A 22,914-nucleotide genomic window follows, 5' to 3' on the forward strand; every position below is an offset into this window, starting at 1 on the left:
CATATATAGGTTTTAATCGTTAGAAATAAATTAATAAATTTCAATGTCTTAAAATTTTTTTCTTCTAGAAAACGTTATTTAAAATATTCCGAACAACCAAATCGCAACAATGCTTAGGGCAATAAAAAACCCGCGAATGCGGGTATTCAAATGGCTCTGCTTACCAGGCCAATTTATATTGTTCTAATTCATGCGGCACAAGCTCGACCTGATCCTGGAAGTCAAGCAAGATGTCATTTTTAATGGCCGCCAGACGGTAGTCTTCACGTTTACGCGGACGTTCCAGATCCACTTTCACAATACGTTTGATTCGTCCCGGATGGGGTTGCATTACCACTACGCGATCACCTAACAATACCGCCTCTTCTACATCATGGGTGACCAGAATAGAGGTGATCTTTTCCGACTGCCAGATCCGCTGTAATTCCTGTTGCAAGTTGGCACGGGTCAAGGCATCCAAGGCACCAAAAGGTTCATCCAGTAATAAAATTTGTGGACGATTCACCAGACTCCGCGCAATTGCCACACGCTGGCTCATCCCCCCAGACAGCTGACTTGGATAGGCAGTTTTAAACTGGCTCAATTGCACCAGTTCCAGATGATAATCAATGAGTTCCTGCTTTTCGGCTTTGCTCAGGCCTGATTTTTCCAGCGCTAAAGCTACATTTTGCTCGACATTCAGCCATGGGAATAACCGATGATCCTGAAACACAATACCGCGATCCAGACTGGTGCCCTGAATCGGTTTACTATCAATCAAAATACTGCCTTGAAACTCGGCATCAAGGCCCACCAAAAGCCGCAATAAGGTTGATTTACCACAGCCACTATTACCGACAATACTAATGAACTCGCCTGGCTGGATATTCAAATTAATCTGATCTAACACTTGTAACTCTTCCCCATCTTTAGGGAAGAACTTGTCGAGTTTCTGGATCTCGACATGACCCTTAATATTCACCTGTTGATTCATGTTGTTATCTCACATCTTTTATTTATTGGCCGCCTGACGCCAGCGTAAGTTATAGTTTTCAAAGAATTGTGCTGCCTTGGAAAATAACAGCCCGACAATCGCAATAATGGCCATGCCATATAGCACCACTTCCATCTGGAACAGGTTCTGTCCGTCCATGATTGGATTGACCACGCCAACCGAGGACACAAAGAAATATTCTGCACCCACGGTCGCCACCCATGAAAACACCAGCGCAATATTCAAACCGGCAAAAATACTTGGGGCTGCTGCAGGTAAAATCACTTTAAAAAAAGTACGTACCGGACTGAGCTGGAAAATCTGCGCCACTTCTTTAATTTTGACCGGCACATTCTTGACCCCGTCATAGGTATTAAAGAACACCGGATAGAACACGACTAAAGCAATAAATATCACTTTTGAAACTTCACCATGTCCAAACCACATAATCATCAGTGGAATCCAGGCAAATACAGCCACGTGTTTAATAGCATTCAGCGTTGGAGAAAAGATTCGATCCAGCCAGACGTTTAGACCCAGGGCCAAACCCAGCACTGCACCCATCACTCCACCGGCAATAAATCCTGCCATGTTGCGAAGTAGACTGGCGATAATGTTTTCTGTCACCTCGCCTGCCTGCCAGCTTTCTACAAAGGCCTGCCATACAGCAGCTGGCGGTGCCAGCAAAGCAGGATCAACCCATTGTTTTGCGGTCACGATCAACCAGGCAACCCACAGAACCAGAGGAATGACCCAGCCACGATAATCTATTTTTTTCATGATGTTCTCTCTATCTAGCCTGATCCCAACCACGGAACTGTTTTTGTATGAGGCGGATAATGACGTCAAAGCCAAATCCCACCAGTCCAATCACCACTACAGTTGCCATCACCACATCGAGCTGGAAAATCTGACGGCCATAGACCATCACATAACCGATCCCTTCACTTGAAGCCAGCAGTTCTACTGCAACCAGAGCGCCCCATGAACTTGCCAAAGATAAACGTAAGCCACCGATAAAACTGATAAAGGCACCCGGTAGAACCACATTTTTAAATCTGGACCAGGTGCTCAACTGATAAACTTCCGCGACTTCGGTCAATTGCTGTGGAATATTGCGCACGCCTTTAAATACATTGATGGTCATCGGCACCAGCGCGGCTTTAGCGATCAGGATAATCTTGAGGGCTTCATCAATCCCGACCAGTAAAATTAACAGTGGAATCCAGCCAATCACGGGCACCAGATTAATGGCTTTAAACGTAGGCCAGATATAGGCTTCTGCTCGACGCAATAGTCCCATGGTCAGACCTAAGACCAGTGCCAGTACAATGCCGGCACTGAACCCGTAGCCAATCCGGCTCAGGCTGACACTCAGATTGCTCCACAGTTCGCCGGTTTGATACAGATCTTTCAAGGCCACCCAGACCAGTTCAGGTGCAGGAAGCAATAAAGGATTCACCCAGTTCCGTTCTACCGACACATGCCACAGATAGAGCAGCGCGATGGGGAAAAGTGCTCCGATTCCCCATATGAACACCTGATTCTGTTTTAAAAAATTCAGAATCCTTTTTCGGTTCAATCTGGATGCAGCACTGTCCTGTGTCGGTATCTTGGCTGTTTCAAGCTCGATTTCCTGTAACATCACTCAACCTCCTCAAGGGCATGATGGTTATTGCCCATTGGCATTGAGAGGTTTCCAATAGTTCTGTAAATTCAGCGTTTTTAAAGCATTATTGACATACTTCGGCTCAATCCAGGAATCAACATCAATATTGCCGCGAATCAGTTTCAAGTCTTGACCCGCTTTTAGTTTTTTCTTAATTACAGCAACGTTGAAAGCATCCAGAATCGGAGCACTATGACGTTTTAGATCCACACCATCATTGGCGCGCACAAAAGTGTTATAAGAAAGGCCTGATTTCGACCATATTTTGAATAATTCAGTTTTATTGGCTGGGTTCGAATCCCAAGCTGCCTGTTTGACCAGTACATTCACAACGCGCTGTACGATCTCAGGATACTTCTGTTCAAATTTAGAATTAACCAGAATATAACCCGAACTCTGGTACTGTGCCGGTTCCTTTTTAGAACTATAAATCAGCTTGGCAACACCGCGATCAGTCACAGGGAAAATCGACTGGTTGGTAAATAAAGCATCCAGATCACCACTCGCCAGTGCTGAATAGCCAACTGGACCATCCACATTGACAAAGCGGAAGTCTTTTTCAGTAAAACCATGTTTTTTAATAATCTGGTTCAAGGCAAGATGCACGCTGGTTCCACGGAAGAAACCAATACGTTTGCCTTTTAAATCTGCCCAGCTTTTGGCTGATGATCCCGGTGCCACCACCAGATAGGTATTGTCATGTGTACCGCCCGCTAAAATCAGCTTAGTATCCAGACGGCTAGCCTTACCAATCAAAGCCGGTAAGTCCCCTAGCCAAGTAATATCTACCAGGCCATTGGCATAAGATTCATTGATCGCAGGACCTGCACCTTTGAAGTTGTTCCACTGTACTTTAATCCCGTCTTTCTGGAATTCTTTTTCCAGCAAACCTAAGGTTTGTGTAGTGGAATAAAAGTTACCGTAGCCCACCGGACGACTACCGCTGCCGACTAATGGAGATGCTAGGCGAATCGCGGTCGGTCTGGCTTCTGCTGCAAAGGATTGAATAGCAGGCACCAGTGTTGCTGTGGAGAGAAGGCCAGCAAATAATACTTTTGACCATTTAAACATGTGAAAATTCCTCAAAATATAAAATTAGAATCCGTACTGGAATTGTGCGACCAGTTCGTTATAGCTCTTGTTTGTAATGTCATTGTTGACATGGTTCAGGTTGATCTGAAACTTGGTGGTTTCCGCAAAGAATGCATTCAGGCCCAGACTGTGAATATCAACAGTTTGATCGGCTAAATTCTTGTCACGATCAATGGTGTCGTAGCGATAGAAAGCCTGGTAAGACTTTGGCCACCAGTCGTCATAACGGCCCTGATTACGGAAGCCTTTGACAAACTGCTCACCGAAGTTCCAGAACAAGGTGCCTGTATGCGACTCACTTTCACGCTTATAGGTCTGTGCGGTTTGTGAAATGTAGGTGTCATCTTCACCTTGCACATATTCATAGGTCACCCCGAATGGATGGTGGTTATAGTAAATATCGAAGCCTTTACGCAGCACATCGCCCTTACCAGCAAAGGCCGCGCTGGTACCATCAATTTCAAATAGATTGCTCTTGCCTTGATACCAGGACAGACCAAAACTCAGTTCACGCAGCCATGAGTTATATTCCGCAGGCAAGGTATAACGCAGACGTCCAATAAAGTTTTTGTCATCATTGTCATCCGATTTATTGGCACCATTCCCATTCACCAGACCAAAGGCATAGCTAATCATTGGCGAGCGATAGTTATATCCATAGTCCACGGTTGGTAAGGCATCCCCACGTACAATCAAGCCGACTTCACGCAGTGCCAGTCCATAACCTAGGCCCGGCAAACTGAACAAGGCATTGTTAATGGTGGGCTTCAAATCTTCAGTGGCCTGAACTTCCTGGCCAAATGGCAACAGTTGCTGACCTAAAGTAACGCTCAAGCGCCCCATGTCGGCACTTAAGGTTGGCAATACGTGATAAGTCAGTTGCGCATCCAATAAGTTCAGATAACTGTTATTGGTTCCTGTCTGTGGAGAAGTACCAAAACGCAGATTGAAATCCAGGTTTTTGCCTTCTTCATAGTCTTTGTACAGATTGCCAATAAAACCAATTTGGACTGCACCTAAATCAAACGAAGAGTGGCGGTCTTGAACTGCCATCCCGGTATTGGTACCCGTAGGTGGAGTGCGCTGTGCTTCATCGATATAAGAAGCTTTAGCCTGCACGACTCCATTAATCAGCAGTTGACGTGTTGATAATGCCGTTTTGGTATCGCGGTCACGTTGTACCTGATATTTATAGTTTTCCAGATCGCTTTGCAGACCTTGCAACTCGGCACGTGTCACGAAACTTTGGTCATCATCAGATTCAGTTTCTGCATCAGCAGATAGTTCAGCCTCATCAGCAGTAGTGGCTTCTGTAACGGCTTCGTTCTGATTCTGAATCTGCGCTAACTGGGTTTTTAATTGTTTTAATGACTGCTCGAGTTGACTGACCTGTTGTTGTAACTGACCTACCTCCGCATCTGCATGCGTTAAGCCAATACTCGCGCTTAGCAGAGTCAGTACCGTTGCCCCTTGTTTAAAATATTGCTTCATACAATCGACACACCTACAGTTTTGCCAGTGAAACATCAGTCGATTTGATCAGTACAATCACCTGACTTCCTATCTGCAAATCCAGCTCTTCTACAGAACGTGTCGTAATTACCGAAGTGAAAATACCTGAAGCAGTCACCACATCGACTTCAGAAACCACATCACCTTTTACAATTTCCTGAATAGTACCTTTTAACTGGTTACGCACATTAATAGATTGAATTGTCATTATTAATTCCTGTTGTTTTGGTTGGAATTAATATGCATGATTTTTAATATGCAGAAAAATAATATAAATAGATTTTGATATATTATTTTATAAAATCCAAAAATATTATTTTAAATCCAGTTAATCTGATAATTTAAATATTCTTTGTTTTTAATCACGATATTTTCATATTGCCAATCTAGAATATTTTGACTGGCCAGATTCTTTATTTCTTTATTAATGGTTTGGCGTGAAGCAGAGAGTAAATCTGCTAAATCATGCTGGGAGATCTTGAGTTTAATTTCAGTTCCCAGAGGATGAGATCGACCGTACTGAATCGAAAGGTCATGCAAAACCTTGCATACTTTTTGATGTAAATTAGCGACTTGCAGGAATTTAACCTGCTGGATCAGATATTGCATCCGACGGCTGAGAATATTTAAAGCATCCTGCTTTAAGTGATTGTTATCATTTATTTCTTCTATAAATATATGCTGTGGAATTTGCAGGACCTTGACCTGATTAAAAGCATAATAATCATAATCAATCACTTGTGTATTGAGGCAAGGAAGCAGGTTAATCAGATGCTTTTCCGAGAAATAATTAAAGGCATGAAAACGACCTGATGGGCTTAAATATCCAATCTGGATAATCCCATCAAGCAATATATATAAAGCAGTATGGCAATTTTCTTTATTTAATATCAAATCGCCTTTTTGATATTTTCGAATCGTTGAATATTTTAAAATATAATCCAGCTTATCCTCAGAGATATTTTTAAATATATTTTTTAATATGTCATAATCCACATTATTTTTTGCAGTATGAATTTTCATAAAATGATCCACCCTATATTTTATTTAAATATTAGATGGATCATTAATGACTGGCGAATCATTTATTCTTGATTCTTTAGCTATTTATATGCAAAGTTTCCAATTGAATAAGAATTACTTATGAAACTTTTTCATAAATACCATCTTCGCTGTTATAGCGGAAGTTGCTAATGTCCTGCTTGACATCTTTACGCAGTTCACGGCTTGGACGGCCATCCACACCGACTGGCACATCACCCTCTAAAGTTACACGGCGTACTACACGGTGCTGATCACCATAATCATTAATCGCACGGTGTTGCGTTGCACGGTTATCCCAGATCGCCACATCACCTGCACTCCAGCGCCAGCTGACAATATTTTCCAGCTTCTCTACATAACTTTGGAACAGGTCGAATAAACGGCGTGATTCACTTGAGCTATAACCGACGAAGCTCTTAAAGAAATGGCCCAATAACAAGGTTTTTTCACCTGTTTCAGGATGAACGCGTACTAATGGATGTTCAGTTTCATATTCAGTTGAATTGAAGTAGTTTTTATATTTTTCCAAAGCTTCTTTTGGAACACTGACTTTTGCAGCATAGTCAAAGTTGTTGCTGTGAATCGCACGCAAGCTATCCGCCAGTGTTTTCAGTTCTTCAGGTAAATCATTGTAGGCAGCGGTTGTATTTGCCCATACGGTATTGCCACCTACTGCGGGTGCAACCACGCTACGCAGGATAGAAGCTTTTGGATAGGCATCAATAAAGCTGATGTCCGTATGCCAGCTGTCTGCACGTGCACCGCGTGAATCAATTTCCAGAATATGTGCAGAGCCATCTTTTACCGGTACAGTCGGGTGATTCAACGGTGTGCCTAAACGTGCTGCAAAGGCTTCTTGGGCTACATCATCTAGATGTTGCTGATCTTTAAAGAAGATCGCTTTATGCTGCAATAATGCCTGGTTGATTTCATTTACCACTTCATCAGCCAAATCTGCTGACAGTTTTACGCCCTGGATTTCAGCGCCAATACGGCCACCAATTGGTTGTACCTGGATGTGTTTATATTCATAAGCCATGATCATTTCCTCTATCTATAATTATGTCGACCTTCGGTCTGTAAAATCATCATGCCGAATCGGCTTATCTAACGCTGTCAATTTATTGACATTCTTATGCACCATTTTTGATTTATAAAATACTTTAGCTGCTTAAGTTTTCGGGCATAAAAAAACCCGCTTACGCGGGCTTTGATCAGGGTGTTTTAAGCTGACTTTTTCTTCTGCTTGCCGAGGCGGGTAGCTAAAGCCGTGACTTTCTGATAGCCAGTTGGCATAAGGCGCTGAATTAAATCAATCGCTTTGGCATCATTTCCAATCAGCAGACGGCGTTTATCTTTTTGTACCGCTTCCAGAATTTGACGCGCTGCTTCTTCCGGTGGGCAACGCAGCAGCTTATTGAAATTCTGTGCAGATTTTTCCGGATGCATTCCCAGACTACGGATACTGTCATTCATTTTTGCTGCAATGGCGATATTGGTACGGATTCCGCCTGGGTGTACACAGAGTGCGCTTACGCCGCAGTTTTCCATATCCAGTTCCTGACGCAAGGATTCGGTAAAACCACGCACGGCAAATTTAGTGGCATTATAAGCGGACTGGGTCGGCTGGGCAGTTAAACCGAACAGGCTGGAAATATTGATGACATGACCATCACCGGTTTTCTTGATTAAAGGCAGGAACTCTTTGGTGCCATAGACCACGCCCCAGAAGTTAATGCCGACGATCCATTCCAGCTCTTCATAGCTGGCGCCTTCTACGGTAGAACCGAGTGCCACACCAGCATTGTTAAAAATCATATTCACGCTGCCATGATCTTTCTCGACCTCAGCGGCCCAAGCGTGCATTTCTTCCAGATTAGCCACATTGACCTTTTTGGTTGTGACACGAACATCAGTACCTTTCAACAGCTCAACGGTTTTAGCCAGACCCTGTTCATTCACATCACTGAGTGCTAAATGACAGCCCTGCTTTGCTAAAAGCACTGCAAGTTGCTGGCCGATACCTGAACCTGCGCCAGTAATGGCCGCGACCTTATTATTAAAATTTTTCATTGAATTTCCTTGATTAAAACACTGCCCTTCCATGACAGCCTGTTTTTCTGTCGCATAGGGATACAGCACACTGTTTCAATATAGTTTTGACAATCCATATTGTCAATAATTCCAGCATGTCTCTACGGGCCAATTTTCAGGCTTGAATTTCAGCATAGGTCAAAGCCGGATTTATTGATAAGATACTTAAAATCTCAAGCACATGAGTCTATGGTCTTTATGACGGATGCAGTAAATTCAGGACAAAAACTAGCAAGTAAAAGTAAGGAACGCCAGTTTAAAGGACTTTCCATGGCTGAGCGTCAGCAGGCGCGTCGTGAAAAGCTGATTGAGGCCGGGATCGAGGCGTATGGTCGTCATGGTTTTTTTTCAGTCACAGTAAAGGATATCTGTAACGAAGCCAAACTGACTGAACGTTATTTTTATGAATCCTTTAAGAAAAGCGAACATCTGTTCCAGACTATTTTCCTCAAGCTGATTGACCAGTTACAGCAGAATGTCATGCAGGCCATGATGCAAGCCTCTTCTGATCCAAAGAAAATGATCGAAGCCGGTCTGACTGCCTTGCTAACGACCTTACGTGACAATCCGGGTATGGCACGAATTATTTATATCGATGCCATGCTGGTGCAGGAACTGCATAATCAGGCTACGATTCATGAAACCATGGGCCGTTTCGACCGTATGATTCAGGCCTTTGTCATGCTGATGATGCCGAACCTGAATCGTTCTGAACGAGAGATTTCTCTGGTCTCGACCGGACTTAATGGTTATGTCACCCAAATTGCGATTCGCTGGGTCATGAGCGGCTTTAAACAGTCACTGGAAGAAATTCTGTCTTCCTGTAGCTTGGTGTTCTTTGCTTTATTAGACACTTTAGGTACAGAAAAACCGGCAGATCCGGTTAAATAATTTTTAAATCAAGATAAGTTCCAGATAGATTTACTTGTAAGTGATCTACAAGCCTTTGAATTAACACCCTCTTATAAAATAACAGCTTAAATTGTGACAAATCTTTGCAAAAAGTCCCAGAACTACCTATTCTGCAATGATACTGTCATAATTAATCTTTGTAATAAGCCTGTCATAAATATAAAACGGTCCACCGTTTGCATGAAATAGGGTATTGCGCTGTGAAAGATGACTACATTCTTATTGTTGATGATGAACTGCCGATTCGTGAAATGATCCATACTGCTCTGGATATGGCGGGCTTTCAATGTTTACAGGCAGAAGATGCCAAGCAGGCTCATCAAATGATTGTGGACCAGCGTCCAGCATTGATTTTGCTGGACTGGATGATGCCAGGTGGCGTGAGTGGTGTGGATCTCTGTCGTCGTCTGAAACGTGATGAAAACCTGTCCGAAATTCCGGTCATCATGTTGACCGCGCGTGGTGAAGAAGATCATAAAGTTCAGGGACTGGACGCCGGTGCCGATGACTATATGACCAAGCCGTTTTCGACCCGTGAGCTGGTTTCACGTATTAAAGCTGTTTTACGTCGCTCCAATGCCCTCAGCGGTGAAAAATCCATTGATGCTAATGGATTGGTATTAGATCCAGTCAGTCAGCGTGTGAATTTTGGCAATACTATACTGGACATGGGACCGACTGAATATCGTCTCTTGGCATTTTTCATGACCCATCCGGAACGTGCTTATACCCGTGCGCAGTTGCTGGATCAGGTTTGGGGTGGCAACGTCTATATTGAAGACCGGACCATTGATGTGCATATCCGTCGCCTGCGCAAGGTACTCGAACCTTATGGCGCTGACCGCTATGTACAAACTGTGCGTGGCACCGGTTACCGTTTCTCGACCCGTGTCGATGTTGCACTCGGTTAATTATTTTTAGGTAAATCTCGTTTTATGTATGAGCCCTATCCTGTTCCCGAACTGTCACACGAGCACAAAAGACTTCGTTACAGCAGCTTATGGGATTTTGCCAAGCAAGATTTACGTCTCCTTCTTCTCTTCCTGGTAATTGCCAGTTGTATTGGCCTAGGCATCGGTTATTTCTGGATCTGTATTGTTCTGGCCTTTGTTGCCTTCTTTGGTACACAGTTGCGTTCACTCTACCTGGTCAATGAATGGATCTCGAACCGTCCCTATGATATACCGCCAAATATCAACGGAATCTGGGGCGCTTTACTGTTCAATGTTTATCGGGCCCAGCGTCAGGAACGCGTTGTTCAGGCTGAAATGGTCGAGCTGATTGACCGTGCACAATCCTCGCTAGTCGCCCTTCAAGAAGCTGTAGTGCTGATTGATGAAAACCAGCAGATTGAATGGTGGAATCCGGCGGCAGGACGTTTACTAGGGATTGGTCAGGAAGATCGCGGCCGTAATATCCTGAGTTTGTTACGTCAGCCAAATTTCATTGATTACTATCATCATATTGATGATGCACCTGATGGCCTTAAAATGAAGTCTTCGATATTCGAAGATCATTATGTGCAAATCAAAATGACCCGTTTTGGCGGTGAAAGCCGCTTACTGGTCGCTTATGATGTGACCCGGATGCATAATCTGGAACAGATGCGTAAGGACTTCGTCGATAATATTTCGCACGAACTGCGTACGCCGTTAACTGTGCTCAGTGGCTATATCGAAACCTTTACCGATCAGGAAGATATTAGTCCACGTTGGAAACGCGCCTTTGACCAGATGCAATCCCAGACCCGTCGCATGAATGCACTGGTCAATGACCTGTTGCTGCTATCCCGTCTGGAAAATGACAAGAATATTGCCAAGAACCAGATTATTGACATGCCTAATCTGATGAATCAGCTGTTTGATGATGCGCAAGCCTATAACGTGGATTATGGCCATACCCTAAATCTGGACATTGACAGTCACTGTGACCTGATCGGCTCAGATATGGAAATTGCCAGTGCCTTCAGTAACCTGATTACCAATGCTATCAAGTACACGCCTAAAGGTGGAACTGTCACCATGGGCTGGCATGATGATGGTGAATCGGCCTATTTTGTCGTAGAAGATACCGGAATTGGGATTGATCCTAAGCACTTGCCTCGCTTGACTGAACGTTTCTACCGGGTAGATTCTGACCGTAGCCGCCGTACTGGTGGCACAGGACTGGGGCTGGCGATTGTGAAGCATGTACTGATGCAACATCAGGCCCAGCTCGAAATTGATTCCCGTGAAAATCAGGGATCCACCTTTAAGGTGATTTTTCCTAAAGAACGTCTCAGTTTCCCGGACTGATTCAAAAATAAAAAAAGGTGCAAGTCGCACCTTTTCTTTTTTAGCGAAGGTTTTAAGACTTTAATGCCTGCTCTTTGGATAAGGCCCGGAAATAAGCTGCTCGATGCGAGATCCGTTCCAGATAGGCTTGAATCGCCGGATAACTTTTACCAGTACGGCTTTGCATGGCTTCGAGTGGGAAGCTCATCTGAATATCCGCAAAACTGAAACGACCGGCAAAATATTCATGCTGGCTTAAATGATCTTCCAGAAACTGGATATGGTCTTTTAGACGGCTTTGTACAAACTGCTTTTTCACTCCTTCACAAATTGTTTTAGCAACCGGACGAACTAAAAATGGCACTTGCTCAGGAACTTTAGTCATCACCAGTTGCATGACCAGCAAAGGCATCAAAGACCCTTCTGCATAATGCATCCAGTAACGGTATTGCGCCTTGTTCTCGGCACTGATCGGCTGAAACTGATGGGTCGAATCATAGGTTTCTTGGAGATACTCCAGAATGGCGGCAGACTCAGCCAGTACCAGATTCTGATCTTCCAGAATCGGGGCTTTACCCAGAGGATGAACCTGTTTCAAAGAAGGCGGAGCAGAATAGTTTGGCAGGCGTTTGTAATACTTGATCTCATAATCAAGTTCCAGCTCTTCCAAGGCCCACATGATTCGAAATGATCTTGATTGTTCGAGATGATGTAAAACACGCATATTAGACTCATGATTTTATTGTTATTACTGCGTGAGCATAGCAAAAAGTCCAGATCTGATTAAAGAGTTTATTAGTCTACTTACATTTTCCCTACCGGATATAGCGTACCCTCTTTAGCTTAAATCAGGCTAGTGCGAATCTCCAGACTGCGTAACAGGGTTTTGGTCACCGGGGTTTTGGCACAAATCTCCAGAATTTTCTGCTGCAAAGCCGAATCATGAGTAATATCGAAACTTAAGCGTCGTTCAATCCATTCCTGCCCTTCTTTATTGGCAAAAAATTCTGCTTCAACCTGAAAGTCGCCCAGTTCAATGTCCTTATGCTTGGCATACATGCGTAAAGTAATCATGGTGCAAGAGATCAGGCTGCCTAAAAGCAGATCATAAGGTGCAGGACCTGCATCCTGCCCGCCGAAGGATTCAGGTTTATCAGTCAGGTAATGATGCTGGCCATGACTGATTTCTCCCTGCCATGGTATGGTTAAGCTCTGTATTTTGGCAATTGCGATACGGGCCATACTGATCCTTTGTTCTTATGATTATGTAAAAGTTATTTGGATGCTCGCATATGTTCTGGAAATGCCGGCGCTTCCATACGCGGCCCATCATAACTAGGAATGGTGCCAAAACGCGGGTGTCCCATCATCCACTGTTCACGGGCCAGCTTAAGTTCTTCCACATCACGACCCACCAGATTCCACCACAATAAAATAGGGCTTTCAAACGGCTCTCCACCAATCAGCAGGACTCGTCCACCGGCATGAATTTCGACATCCACATGCTGTAATCCGGGTTCAAGAATCACCATATTATCTTCAGTCAGTTCATGCTCATTAATACTTGCCAGCCCCTCAAGGGCCATAAAACCATATTCAAATCTTGGATCTAAACTCAGACGGGCACGGGTACTTTCAGCAGCGAATAGATCCACCCCCAAAAGCTCGGTATGCACTTTAACCGGGGATTGTGTATTTAAGAATTCCCCGACCAGAACCGTGCATTGAATGCCCTGTTCTTCGATCACAGGTAATTCCGGATAATGATCAAACGCCGGAGCCATATTGATCTTGTCATCAGGCAGGGAGATCCAGAGCTGTGCTGCATGCATTTTAGTTTCGGTTTCCGGTGAAACCTCTGTATGCGAAATGCCATAGCCTGAAGTCATCAGATTAACCTGTTTCGGCCGGATCAATTGCCGGTTACCCAGACTGTCACTATGCATCATGGTGCCTTCAATCATCCAGGTAAAAGTTTGCAGGCCAATATGCGGATGCGGTCCGATATCCAGACCATCTCCCTGAGGAAATTGAGTGGGACCGGCATGATCCAGAAAACACCAGGCGCCAATCATGCGTTTATGCCGACTCGGCAAGGCGCGTTTAATGACGGTTCCCTGCCCGATTTCCGCACGCCGTAAAGGAACTTCCTGTATGAACTGATTGATATACTTTTCACAATCATCTGAATTTGACAGTTCAATATCATTATTATTAGACATGGTTGAGCTGACCTCGGCAAGTTCATTCTGGCTGTATGCTGTATCAAGACATCTTTCCCTGATCATCACAAGATGTCTACCTCATAGAACAATGTACCGCGTCTACCCGCAAAATCTATCTTTGGAAATATTTCGATACGTATAAAATGTGCTACTCATCAGAACAGTTCAAATGCTTAAAGACTTCAGTCTTCCAAAGACTGTAATCAAGATCTTGGTGATGAATCATATAATCATTCAAGCACCTTACATCAGTTCGTTTAAAACAACTTATTCATCATGCTCATGTTTCACGTGAAACGCCTATTTTTATTGATATAAATGATTAAAATCAGCAATCTATAAAAATGTGATCCGTCTAGCTTTATGTTCACAAAACAAAAATTTTGTTACGTTTTCTTTCTAAAAATCGTGCTACCCCCTAATTCTAGGGAGATTGTTTTTTATTCATTTGGTTCATAATAGGGCCCAATAAAAATAAGATTGGATCAGGACATGTCATCCTCGAATGAAAATATATATTCAACGGCGAATATGTCTTTTCAAAACTCGACCACAGATAGATCATTAAAGTTGGCCGAATGTGATCTGCAAAATCGCCAGTTAATTGAAGATGCGCTTGTACATCGCGCTGCACCTATTCCTGCGCAATTCCAGCAGTACTTTTATAACTATCTTTATGTGCATCGTCATCAAAATCTTCGCCAGATTAATTACATGGCGCAGATCGCCTTTTTGCTGTATTTCTTTGCCGATATTTTTATTATTCCTGACATGTTTTTCCTGTCTGGCCTGATCCGGGTATCACTGGTCATTGCTGTCATGTTTTGCTGCTATTACCTGTTTAAGCATCAAAAGAATATCCGGGTTCTGGACATGATTTTGCCTGTGGGCACGACTGTGGCTGCAGCGACCTGGATTAGCCTGCTCCTGCTGTCGAGTAGCCCGCATGTGTCAACTTATATCTATGCCTCTGCGATCTTTGTTTTAATTACCAATCTCTGTGTACAGACCGAGTTTAAGGGTGCGCTGTATTGTTCTATTTTTATCGCCCTGTTTATCATGATTGGGGTAACCCATCTCATGAGTCTATCGCAGGCCTTTATTTTCGCCGTTGTTTTCACGCCTCTCTGGGCGTTTAGTATTTATATCAACTGGAATAATATCATCAACATACGGCGCTCTTTTTTACGCACTTTGCTGGATGAATGGAACTATCAAACCTTAAAAAATCTTGCTCATACTGATGATCTGACGCAGTTATTTAATCGTCGTCATTTTGTGGATATGGCGGAACGTTCAATCCATCAATGGCCAAAGCCTGCCAGCACCTGCCTATTGATGTTTGATGTCGATTATTTCAAGAAAATCAATGACAACTATGGTCATGATGTGGGTGACCGGGTGCTACAACTGATTGCTGAAATTACCCGTAAAGAAATGCGCTCTAGCGATGTACTGGCACGTTTTGGTGGAGAAGAATTTATTGCCTTGCTGGAAGATACCCAGCTACAGGACTGCCTGATGATTGCAGAACGGATTCGCTGCTCGATTCAAAAGCAGGTGATGTACATCAATTCTGACCAGAAAATCCAGTTCACGATCTCTATTGGTATTGCTGAACTTGAATCTCCGCAGCAGGAACTTGAAGACCTGATTAAACATGCAGATATTGCGCTTTACGAAGCTAAGAAAGCGGGAAGAAACCGGATTAGGGTCTATCATCCTAATATGCTGCAACCGACTAAACCGCTCTCTCCAAATCCCTGGAATGTATTTAAACCTTTGAATAAACAGGAGCAGTCTGGCGCTCATCATAAAGCGAAACAGTCTTGGTCTACTTTGTAACCTGATAGCAAAACCAAGATTGTTAGACAAGAATTTAAGAATTAGGCCTAAATCTGTTTGTGATGCTTTTCAAATAATCCCTAAAAGAATAGAATATTTTTCATACAAATATAAATATTCATCTTATTCATTTCTTTGGATTTAATGTGGGAAGGCGATATGCCAGATAAATATGAAGAAGAAGCTCGCTTCCTGCTTCAGGATGCCCTTCAAGATCCTCTCGTTCGTATTTCCTGTGTCTTTAAAACCTGCCTACTTTAACCATCAGAAACAGCTCACTTTAAAATATCTTTTACAGGTGAATCTATTTGCACAGGTGGCATATGCCTCCTACACCCTTGCCGATATTCTGGTACTGAATGACATTATGAATTTGCTCATTCTGACCAAGCTAGGCTATACCTTGGTGATCGTGCTGATTACCATCTGGATGTATCATTTTTACCGAAATTTGCCTGTATTTGACCTGCTGTTGCCGACCTCGATTATCGGAGCAAGTGCAATCTGGTTTTTTAATCTGAATCAGTCTGAAAGTCCGCATACGCTCATTTATCAATATGCTTCACTGGTCTTTATTGTCCTGGCCAATTTATGTGTGCAAATCCGCTTCTGGCCTAGCCTGATTAATTCCGGTCTGATTACACTGGTGATTTATATTGGTGTGTATTTCAATACCCAAGCTGACCTATACCAGATGTTCTTGTTTTCTCTGATCTATATGCCGGTTTTGACCTTCAGCTTATATATCAGCTGGAGCTCCACATTAAAATCCCGTTTAGTATTCCTGCAACATACCCTGAATGAATATCATCGTCAGACTTTTGAAAATCTCGCCCATACTGACTCGCTGACAGGCCTGAATAATAGACGCTGTTTTGAATATGGTGCAACAGCTGATCCAAAAGAATCTCAAACAGTCTGCTCCAATCAGTTTGCTGGTCTTTGATGTCGATCATTTCAAGCAGATCAATGACCGTTATGGACATGATGTTGGAGACCAAGTACTCCAGATGATTGCGCAGACCACAAGCAATGAAATGCGACGCCATGATGTGCTGGCACGGTATGAGGGTGAAGAATTTATCGCATGCCTGCCTGAAACTTCACTAGATGATGCGTTAAAAATTGCCGAGCGTTTAAGACACAAAATCGAAAATATTGTGGTCAATCTGGAACATGGGCATCGTCTTGATTTCACCGTTTCAATTGGTGCGGCCATTCTGGAAAGCAGTGAAACGGATTTAATGGCGCTGATTAAACAGGCTGACATTGCTCTATATCAAGCTAAAGCCAATGGTCGGAACAGAGTGGAATGTTATGATCCTGAACTGGATCAGGGCTTGCTTGGAGAGCTTCAAAACTGGCAGGTTAAACCAGCTTAAATGTCATTTGAAAGATAATAAAAAAGAGCGCCGAAGCGCTCTTTTAATAAGTAATTTTCGTTAGAAAATTACTCCCATTCAATTGTTGCTGGTGGCTTAGATGAAACGTCATACACCACACGAGAAACTTCAGCAATTTCGTTCATGATGCGTGTAGAAATGCGGTCTACCAAGTCATATGGAAGATGTGCAAAACGCGCTGTCATAAAATCGATGGTTTCAACTGCACGAAGTGCAATTACCCATGCATAACGACGGCCATCACCGACCACACCCACAGATTTCACTGGTTGGAATACGGCAAAGGCTTGAGCAGTTTTGTCGTACCAGCCGCTTGCACGAAGTTCTTGCATAAAGATGTCATCAGCCAGACGAAGAATATCTGCATATTCTTTTTTCACTTCACCCAAGATACGAACACCAAGGCCTGGGCCTGGGAACGGATGACGGTAGATCATGCTGTGTGGCAAACCTAGAGTGGTACCCAATTTACGTACTTCATCTTTAAACAGGTCACGTAAGGGTTCAACCAGGTCAAATGCCAAATCTTCCGGCAAGCCACCTACGTTATGGTGCGACTTGATGACATGTGCCTTGCCTTGTTTACTGGCAGCAGATTCAATCACGTCTGGATAAATCGTACCTTGTGCAAGGAAGGTTACGCCATCGAGCTTACGTGCTTCTTCAGCAAAAACTTCGATGAATTCACGACCAATAATTTTACGTTTTTTCTCTGGATCAACTTCACCAGCCAATGCAGAAAGGAAACGGTCTTCAGCATCAGCACGGATCACGCGGATCCCCATGTTGTCTGCAAACATCTGCATCACTTGATCGCCTTCGTTCAAACGAAGCAGACCGTTGTCTACAAATACACAAGTCAACTGATCGCCAATTGCTTTGTGCAGAAGTGCCGCTACAACTGATGAATCCACACCACCTGAAAGACCTAACAATACTTTTTCATTGCCAATCTGTGCACGAAGCTGTTCTACACGCAGGTCAATAATATGTTCTGGTGTCCACAGACCACGACAACCACAAATCTGGTGTACGAAGTTAGACAGTAATTCTGCACCTTTCGAAGTATGTGTCACTTCAGGGTGGAACTGGATCCCATAGAAACGGCGAGTTTCATCAGACACCATGGCAATCGGGCAGCTTGGCGTGCTTGCAGTCACCTGGAAGCCTTCTGGAATACGTGCAACCTTGTCACCATGACTCATCCAGACATGCAGCTGGTTTTCACGGTCTTGCAGCTGACCAATCAGCTGGTCACGTACCACGATATCCACTTCTGCATAACCGAACTCATGTACAGTACCTGGCTCAACTTTACCGCCAAGCTGTTCACACATGGTTTGCAAGCCATAACAGATACCCAGTACAGGTACACCTAACTCAAATACCACTTGCGGCGCACGCGGGCTGCCTTCCAGGTGAACACTTTCAGGTCCACCAGACAAGATGATACCGTTTGGATTAAATGCGCGAATGTCTTCTTCAGACATGTCATAGGCATACATTTCAGAATATACACCAGCTTCACGGACACGACGTGCGATGAGCTGACTATATTGAGAACCGAAATCCAGAATCAGGATACGATCTTCAGTAATTTGAGTATTGGTAGTCATGACAAACAACTATGAAAGGCAAACGAAAGATAAGCGCCGTATTCTAGCATTTTTATTAGGCTTAAGCACACTATTCCCATCAGCATAATAATTAAGCGGTTTATTTCTTTAAATAGAATTAAGCTTTCGATTCAGCAAGAGAGCTTTCCCTTCTCTCCACGGAATTCAGCGTATTTACGCTATTTGGATTTGAATATTTTAGGATCGGCCAGTTAAGTGGCTATTGAAAGTTTATTTCATCTATCTCTATCACTGTCTTCATTTGATAGCGTTTAGGATTGAAAATGGGAGCCACCTTTTGATTTTTATTTTAATGACGTTTTCATGCTAAGCCTGTTTTCGCAGGAATTCACCGCTAGTTTGTAAGATAAATTTTTAATTTACCCATCAATGATAAGCGGGCAATTATTTTCCTTTTCGGTACTGACTTTCATGCCCCAGACTGTTAGGATTTGATCACCTTTTCGCTTGTTTTTTCCCTATGGAACTGCTTGATTTTATCCTCCACGTTGATGATCACCTGCTCGAATTCATTACCAATTACGGCATCTGGATTTATGGCATTCTTTTCCTGATTATTTTTGTTGAAACGGGACTGGTGGTGATGCCGTTCCTGCCGGGAGACAGTCTGCTATTTGCATCAGGTGCGCTGGCGGCTTCAACGGGTGCTATGGATCCATGGGTACTGATTCCGCTACTGTTCACTGCGGCAGTGCTGGGCGACACCCTGAATTATCATATTGGTAAATATATTGGGCCACGTGTATTTGAGATTGAATCACGTTTTATTAATAAAAAGCATTTGCTTGCTACCCAGCAGTTCTTTGTGAAACACGGCGGTAAAACCATTATTTTTGCCCGTTTCATTCCTTTCGCACGTACCTTTGCACCTTTTGTTGCCGGTGCGGGAAGTATGAATTACAAATATTTCCTGACTTACAATATGATCGGTGGCTTTCTCTGGATCAGTTCGTTTGTGATCCTGGGTTATCTATTCGGCAATATGCCAATCGTCAAAGACAACTTCACTCATCTGATTTTTGGCATCATTATTTTAAGTGTTATGCCAGGTGTGATTGGCTTTATTCAGCAGAAACTTAAGAAAAATAAAATCGCCTGAAAGCCTAGAAGTGTTGAGTGAACATTTACTCCAGCCAATTAATCAGCAAGGGCACCAGACAAAGCAGTAAAAACAGAGCCGACCCTTTATAAATCAGGTCGGCTTTTCTTTTTGCCGACTCTCCCGCCAGAATCGCCTGTCCGAAGATCATCCAGAACAACGCAACAAGTAAGGCAATCCCAGTAAAAATTGCAAAGATCAGAACAAAGTTACTCGGACTTTCCCAAGTAGAGAGCGGTAAGATTCCGGTTGCCAGAAGCGCTGCTTTGGGATTTTTCAAGGTTCCCTTAAACATCTGCCAGGGACGGATTTGAGGATGACTCTGATTATATTGTTCCAGTTGCCGTGCCTTGAATAAATGGAAGGTCATCCAGCCCACACCGATTGCACTCAGCACATGCACCAGTTCCTGAAAACTGGGCCAGATCGGTGAAAACAGATGAACCAGCAGAGCCCACCCATTGATCGCATATAAATACCCCACCAAAATGACGGGAATATACAGACTGGTTTTGGCTGTTCCCTGCTGATAGGCAGAACTGGCCACCAATGCATTGGCAGGTCCAGGGATCATCAGCACTGCTATTGTTGCAAAAACAAAGAGCCAGTTTTCAATCATGGTGGTTAAACATATCAGACAAGGTGATTACCTTAACCAATCTCGTGTTCTGATCACAAGACGAGATCTTTCAAAATTTTATGCGCATCGGTCATTTTTTCTGGCAAATACTGTGAACTCTGTCACTTGACCAATCACTTTTAAGATATAAAAAATGCCGACCTAAAGTCAGCATTTTTTTGATGTTTAGAGGACTATTTATTGGTATTTTGACGGACAATAATCGGGCAGGCTTTAAATTTTGCAGCTTGTACAATAGCTTCCTGTTCACCCAGTAGACGTGCCGTTTCAGTACGTTTGGTATTGGAAGACTGTCCCATATTCACTGATACACTCGGACCAATGCCCCAACCGCCACGGCTGCCCCAGCCACCACCGACGCCTACCCCTACGCCGACACCTGTACGTTTAGGCGGCTCAACACCATTATCAAGATACTGCTGAATACGATTGTATTCACCCTGAAGCTGCTGACAGTTGAGGGTCTGATAATGGGTGGGTGAAACATAAGTCGGTTTGACCGTCGTTGCACAGGCACTCAGCAAGCTAAGTATGCTGATTGCCAGGCTTATTTTCACAAGTTTCATAGTTAACTCGATCTTAATGCTGCTCTATCTCATTGAACAATGATTGATAGGCCTGAGTCAATTTATGATCAGTTGCCAAGTGAATTAATGGCTGATTTTTTTGATGCGACTCTTTCATCAGCACCGACGGCGGCAACATGCTGTTCAGTACCGGCAGTCCTTCATCTTTCAGTTGCTGTACCACTTCGCGTGGCAGTTTTGCCTGAGCCTGAAACTGGTTGACCACGATGCCTTCAATTTCCAGACGTTCATTGTGATCATCCTGAGTTTCGATGACATTCTCAATCAAGGTTTGTAAGGCCCGTTTAGAAAACACATCACAGTCAAACGGAATCAGAACACGGTCTGCAGCAATTAGGGCTGAGAGCGTAAAGAAATTGAATGCCGGCGGAGTATCTATAAACACCCGGTCATAATGCTCAGCAAGTGGTTGCAAGGCATCGCGCAGCTTATAAATCTTATGCTTGGATTCCAGTGCATGGGCTAATGTGCCCAAACTCGGACTTGCCGGAATGACATCCAGATTTTTAAAAGGTGATCGATGCAGATAACTTTCCAGCCCTTTAGCCCGGGTCTTGAGAATGGAGCCAATCGCATTACCAATTAAGCTTTTGCTCTGCTGGTTCCCCAATACATCTTCAAAATAGTTTTCAATATTTGGCTCCAGCGCCGGCTTGTCACTCGAATAAGTTGCATCATCCCCTAGTAAATACTGGCTGGAGTTTGCCTGCGGATCAAGATCGATTAACAGGGTTTTAAGCCCTTGATGCGCACTGATTGCAGCCAGATTGACTGCAATACTCGATTTCCCTACCCCACCTTTTTGGTTAAATACCACACGAGTATGCATAAACACCCCTCTTTATTTTTCTAATGATCAGTATGTTTTAGTTCATTAACTGATGAATAATTTAGCCAAAATTCGGCTTAATCATGACCAATACCATAATCACAATAAGTGAAACCACAGCAATAAATAAGCCAGCACGGCGTTGTACCAGCAGGATTGAATCATCTTTTTTATAGGCTTTGCCCAGGGATGAAATCAGCACCAGGAATAAAATGATTTTGGCATAAAACCAAGGCTGTACATCAAAATTCTTTAAAAACAGGGCAATAATCCCAGTTAAGGCAATCACGCTAATCACCAGGTGCTGCAAAGCGACCAGAAATACACGCGCTTTCGGATTAGGCTGATTGCCCTGTGTTCCCACAAACAAGGTAAGAGCACGTGCAAGAATGGCCACAATGGCCAGTCCTGCCGCAGACATATGAATAATCTTGACTAAAAGCTGGGTATCCATAAAGTCCTCTTAGTTTTTTGGTGCATGTGCACATTCCGGACTAGACGTATCCTGTCCTGTCCACTCTTCAGGCAAGAAAGCATGAATTGCCAAGGCATGAATTTTATCTTTAGACAGCAAATCACCTGCCGCAGCATAGACCTTTTGATGGCGTTGTACCGCACGCAGGCCGGCAAAAGCTTCACTGACAATCACCGCCTTAAAATGCGATTCCTTACCCGGAAAATATCCACCATGACCCGAAGATTCATTCACGACTTCCAGGTAAGTAGGTGACAATTGTGCCAAACGGTCTTTCAGTTGTTGTTCTAAGCTCATGGCCTGACTCCGATTCAAGATATGGGTCCAGTATACCCTGTTCTATCCGCTATTTCGGTGCAAGAAATGTCTGCAATTATTTGATTGTGCCGAGATTTCATTAAATTTTGCATAAATTTTGTCTAATTGTCTGGAAGCACAGAGAATATTGCTTTTATTTTATGCAATCGACACAAGATTTTTCATAAAGTTATTGACCCTGTTTTTGCATGCTGTATTATACACGGCATGCGGGAATAGCTCAGTTGGTAGAGCATAACCTTGCCAAGGTTGGGGTCGCGAGTTCGAGTCTCGTTTCCCGCTCCAAA

Annotated in this window: 25 protein-coding genes and 1 tRNA gene; 8 read left to right on the forward strand and 18 right to left on the reverse strand. The window is 43.5% G+C overall.

Annotated elements, in window-relative coordinates; all coding sequences use genetic code 11:
• Positions 1 to 160 precede the first annotated feature (160 nt).
• The 9 genes from B4J23_RS09365 to B4J23_RS09405 all read right to left on the reverse strand — a co-directional run bounded on the left by B4J23_RS09365 (position 161) and on the right by B4J23_RS09405 (position 8,363).
• Positions 161 to 973, reverse strand: a complete 813-nt coding sequence (locus B4J23_RS09365) for an ABC transporter ATP-binding protein (protein WP_291360198.1) — start codon at positions 971 to 973, stop codon at positions 161 to 163.
• An 18-nt stretch (positions 974 to 991) separates the two neighbouring features.
• Entirely contained in the window at positions 992 to 1,753 is a 762-nt protein-coding gene (locus tag B4J23_RS09370; RefSeq protein ID WP_284879610.1) for an ABC transporter permease, read from the reverse strand.
• Positions 1,754 to 1,763: 10 nt separating this feature from the next.
• The gene (locus tag B4J23_RS09375) at positions 1,764 to 2,618 is read right to left on the reverse strand and encodes an ABC transporter permease (RefSeq protein ID WP_291360229.1); all 855 of its coding nucleotides are present in this window, start codon (positions 2,616 to 2,618) and stop codon (positions 1,764 to 1,766) included.
• 27 nt (positions 2,619 to 2,645) lie between these two features.
• Positions 2,646 to 3,713 (reverse strand): ABC transporter substrate-binding protein, encoded by a 1,068-nt coding sequence (locus tag B4J23_RS09380; protein ID WP_291360200.1) that lies wholly within the window; start codon positions 3,711 to 3,713, stop codon positions 2,646 to 2,648.
• 24 nt (positions 3,714 to 3,737) lie between these two features.
• On the reverse strand, positions 3,738 to 5,225 hold the full coding sequence (locus B4J23_RS09385) for a hypothetical protein (protein ID WP_291360202.1): 1,488 nt from the start codon (positions 5,223 to 5,225) through the stop codon (positions 3,738 to 3,740).
• 13 nt (positions 5,226 to 5,238) lie between these two features.
• Positions 5,239 to 5,454 (reverse strand): TOBE domain-containing protein, encoded by a 216-nt coding sequence (locus tag B4J23_RS09390; RefSeq protein ID WP_159124130.1) that lies wholly within the window; start codon positions 5,452 to 5,454, stop codon positions 5,239 to 5,241.
• A gap of 110 nt (positions 5,455 to 5,564) precedes the next feature.
• Positions 5,565 to 6,269, reverse strand: coding sequence for a Crp/Fnr family transcriptional regulator (locus B4J23_RS09395; RefSeq protein WP_180011599.1), 705 nt, complete (start codon positions 6,267 to 6,269; stop codon positions 5,565 to 5,567).
• 118 nt (positions 6,270 to 6,387) lie between these two features.
• Positions 6,388 to 7,329 (reverse strand): TauD/TfdA dioxygenase family protein, encoded by a 942-nt coding sequence (locus tag B4J23_RS09400; protein ID WP_171505607.1) that lies wholly within the window; start codon positions 7,327 to 7,329, stop codon positions 6,388 to 6,390.
• 185 nt (positions 7,330 to 7,514) lie between these two features.
• The gene (locus B4J23_RS09405; RefSeq protein ID WP_179992732.1) at positions 7,515 to 8,363 is read right to left on the reverse strand and encodes an SDR family NAD(P)-dependent oxidoreductase; all 849 of its coding nucleotides are present in this window, start codon (positions 8,361 to 8,363) and stop codon (positions 7,515 to 7,517) included.
• A 219-nt stretch (positions 8,364 to 8,582) separates the two neighbouring features.
• On the opposite strand from B4J23_RS09405, the gene B4J23_RS09410 reads away from it, so the two are divergent.
• The 3 genes from B4J23_RS09410 (at position 8,583) to phoR (ending at position 11,590) form a co-directional block, all read left to right on the forward strand.
• Entirely contained in the window at positions 8,583 to 9,275 is a 693-nt protein-coding gene (locus tag B4J23_RS09410; RefSeq protein WP_034171440.1) for a TetR/AcrR family transcriptional regulator, read from the forward strand.
• A gap of 221 nt (positions 9,276 to 9,496) precedes the next feature.
• Positions 9,497 to 10,207 carry a phosphate regulon transcriptional regulator PhoB gene (phoB, locus tag B4J23_RS09415; protein ID WP_291360208.1) on the forward strand — a complete coding sequence of 237 codons (711 nt, stop codon included), beginning with the start codon at positions 9,497 to 9,499 and terminating at the stop codon, positions 10,205 to 10,207.
• A 24-nt stretch (positions 10,208 to 10,231) separates the two neighbouring features.
• Positions 10,232 to 11,590, forward strand: coding sequence for a phosphate regulon sensor histidine kinase PhoR (phoR, locus tag B4J23_RS09420; RefSeq protein WP_291360210.1), 1,359 nt, complete (start codon positions 10,232 to 10,234; stop codon positions 11,588 to 11,590).
• Between the two features lie 52 nt (positions 11,591 to 11,642).
• Here phoR and B4J23_RS09425 read toward each other — a convergent pair whose 3' ends face one another.
• The 3 genes from B4J23_RS09425 to B4J23_RS09435 form a co-directional block, all read right to left on the reverse strand.
• The gene (locus B4J23_RS09425) at positions 11,643 to 12,293 is read right to left on the reverse strand and encodes a glutathione S-transferase (RefSeq protein WP_004780664.1); all 651 of its coding nucleotides are present in this window, start codon (positions 12,291 to 12,293) and stop codon (positions 11,643 to 11,645) included.
• A 119-nt stretch (positions 12,294 to 12,412) separates the two neighbouring features.
• Entirely contained in the window at positions 12,413 to 12,811 is a 399-nt protein-coding gene (locus B4J23_RS09430) for an OsmC family protein (RefSeq protein ID WP_180047783.1), read from the reverse strand.
• A gap of 32 nt (positions 12,812 to 12,843) precedes the next feature.
• Positions 12,844 to 13,791, reverse strand: coding sequence for a pirin family protein (locus tag B4J23_RS09435; protein ID WP_291360213.1), 948 nt, complete (start codon positions 13,789 to 13,791; stop codon positions 12,844 to 12,846).
• Positions 13,792 to 14,286: 495 nt separating this feature from the next.
• On the opposite strand from B4J23_RS09435, the gene B4J23_RS09440 reads away from it, so the two are divergent.
• The 3 genes from B4J23_RS09440 to B4J23_RS09450 all read left to right on the forward strand — a co-directional run bounded on the left by B4J23_RS09440 (position 14,287) and on the right by B4J23_RS09450 (position 17,021).
• Positions 14,287 to 15,639: a GGDEF domain-containing protein gene (locus B4J23_RS09440; RefSeq protein WP_291360215.1), complete on the forward strand. Its 1,353-nt coding sequence runs from the start codon at positions 14,287 to 14,289 to the stop codon at positions 15,637 to 15,639.
• Between the two features lie 235 nt (positions 15,640 to 15,874).
• Positions 15,875 to 16,585, forward strand: a complete 711-nt coding sequence (locus tag B4J23_RS09445; RefSeq protein ID WP_291360217.1) for a hypothetical protein — start codon at positions 15,875 to 15,877, stop codon at positions 16,583 to 16,585.
• Positions 16,524 to 17,021, forward strand: a complete 498-nt coding sequence (locus B4J23_RS09450; protein WP_291360219.1) for a GGDEF domain-containing protein — start codon at positions 16,524 to 16,526, stop codon at positions 17,019 to 17,021. Before B4J23_RS09445 ends, B4J23_RS09450 begins: the two co-directional genes overlap by 62 nt.
• 68 nt (positions 17,022 to 17,089) lie before the next feature.
• Here B4J23_RS09450 and guaA read toward each other — a convergent pair whose 3' ends face one another.
• Positions 17,090 to 18,658, reverse strand: coding sequence for a glutamine-hydrolyzing GMP synthase (gene guaA, locus B4J23_RS09455; protein ID WP_104426908.1), 1,569 nt, complete (start codon positions 18,656 to 18,658; stop codon positions 17,090 to 17,092).
• A gap of 481 nt (positions 18,659 to 19,139) precedes the next feature.
• Between guaA and B4J23_RS09460 the strand changes: the two genes are divergently transcribed.
• Positions 19,140 to 19,778: a DedA family protein gene (locus tag B4J23_RS09460; protein ID WP_034704672.1), complete on the forward strand. Its 639-nt coding sequence runs from the start codon at positions 19,140 to 19,142 to the stop codon at positions 19,776 to 19,778.
• Positions 19,779 to 19,803: 25 nt separating this feature from the next.
• Here the strand turns inward: B4J23_RS09460 and B4J23_RS09465 are convergent, their stop codons facing one another.
• The 5 genes from B4J23_RS09465 to B4J23_RS09485 form a co-directional block, all read right to left on the reverse strand.
• Positions 19,804 to 20,397: a threonine transporter RhtB gene (locus B4J23_RS09465; protein ID WP_166134737.1), complete on the reverse strand. Its 594-nt coding sequence runs from the start codon at positions 20,395 to 20,397 to the stop codon at positions 19,804 to 19,806.
• A gap of 194 nt (positions 20,398 to 20,591) precedes the next feature.
• A complete protein-coding gene (locus tag B4J23_RS09470) occupies positions 20,592 to 20,984 on the reverse strand; it encodes a hypothetical protein (RefSeq protein WP_108675631.1) in 393 nt (130 codons plus the stop codon).
• Positions 20,985 to 20,997: 13 nt separating this feature from the next.
• Positions 20,998 to 21,834 (reverse strand): ParA family protein, encoded by an 837-nt coding sequence (locus B4J23_RS09475; protein ID WP_291360224.1) that lies wholly within the window; start codon positions 21,832 to 21,834, stop codon positions 20,998 to 21,000.
• 61 nt (positions 21,835 to 21,895) lie between these two features.
• A complete protein-coding gene (locus B4J23_RS09480; RefSeq protein WP_291360226.1) occupies positions 21,896 to 22,288 on the reverse strand; it encodes a SirB2 family protein in 393 nt (130 codons plus the stop codon).
• Between the two features lie 9 nt (positions 22,289 to 22,297).
• Entirely contained in the window at positions 22,298 to 22,606 is a 309-nt protein-coding gene (locus tag B4J23_RS09485; protein WP_004780643.1) for a BolA family protein, read from the reverse strand.
• Between the two features lie 230 nt (positions 22,607 to 22,836).
• Here B4J23_RS09485 and B4J23_RS09490 point away from each other — a divergent pair.
• Positions 22,837 to 22,912: transfer RNA gene (locus B4J23_RS09490), tRNA-Gly, on the forward strand.
• Positions 22,913 to 22,914 lie beyond the last annotated feature (2 nt).

Source organism: Acinetobacter sp. UBA3025 (genome assembly GCF_002367915.1).
Taxonomy (GTDB): Bacteria; Pseudomonadota; Gammaproteobacteria; order Pseudomonadales; family Moraxellaceae; genus Acinetobacter.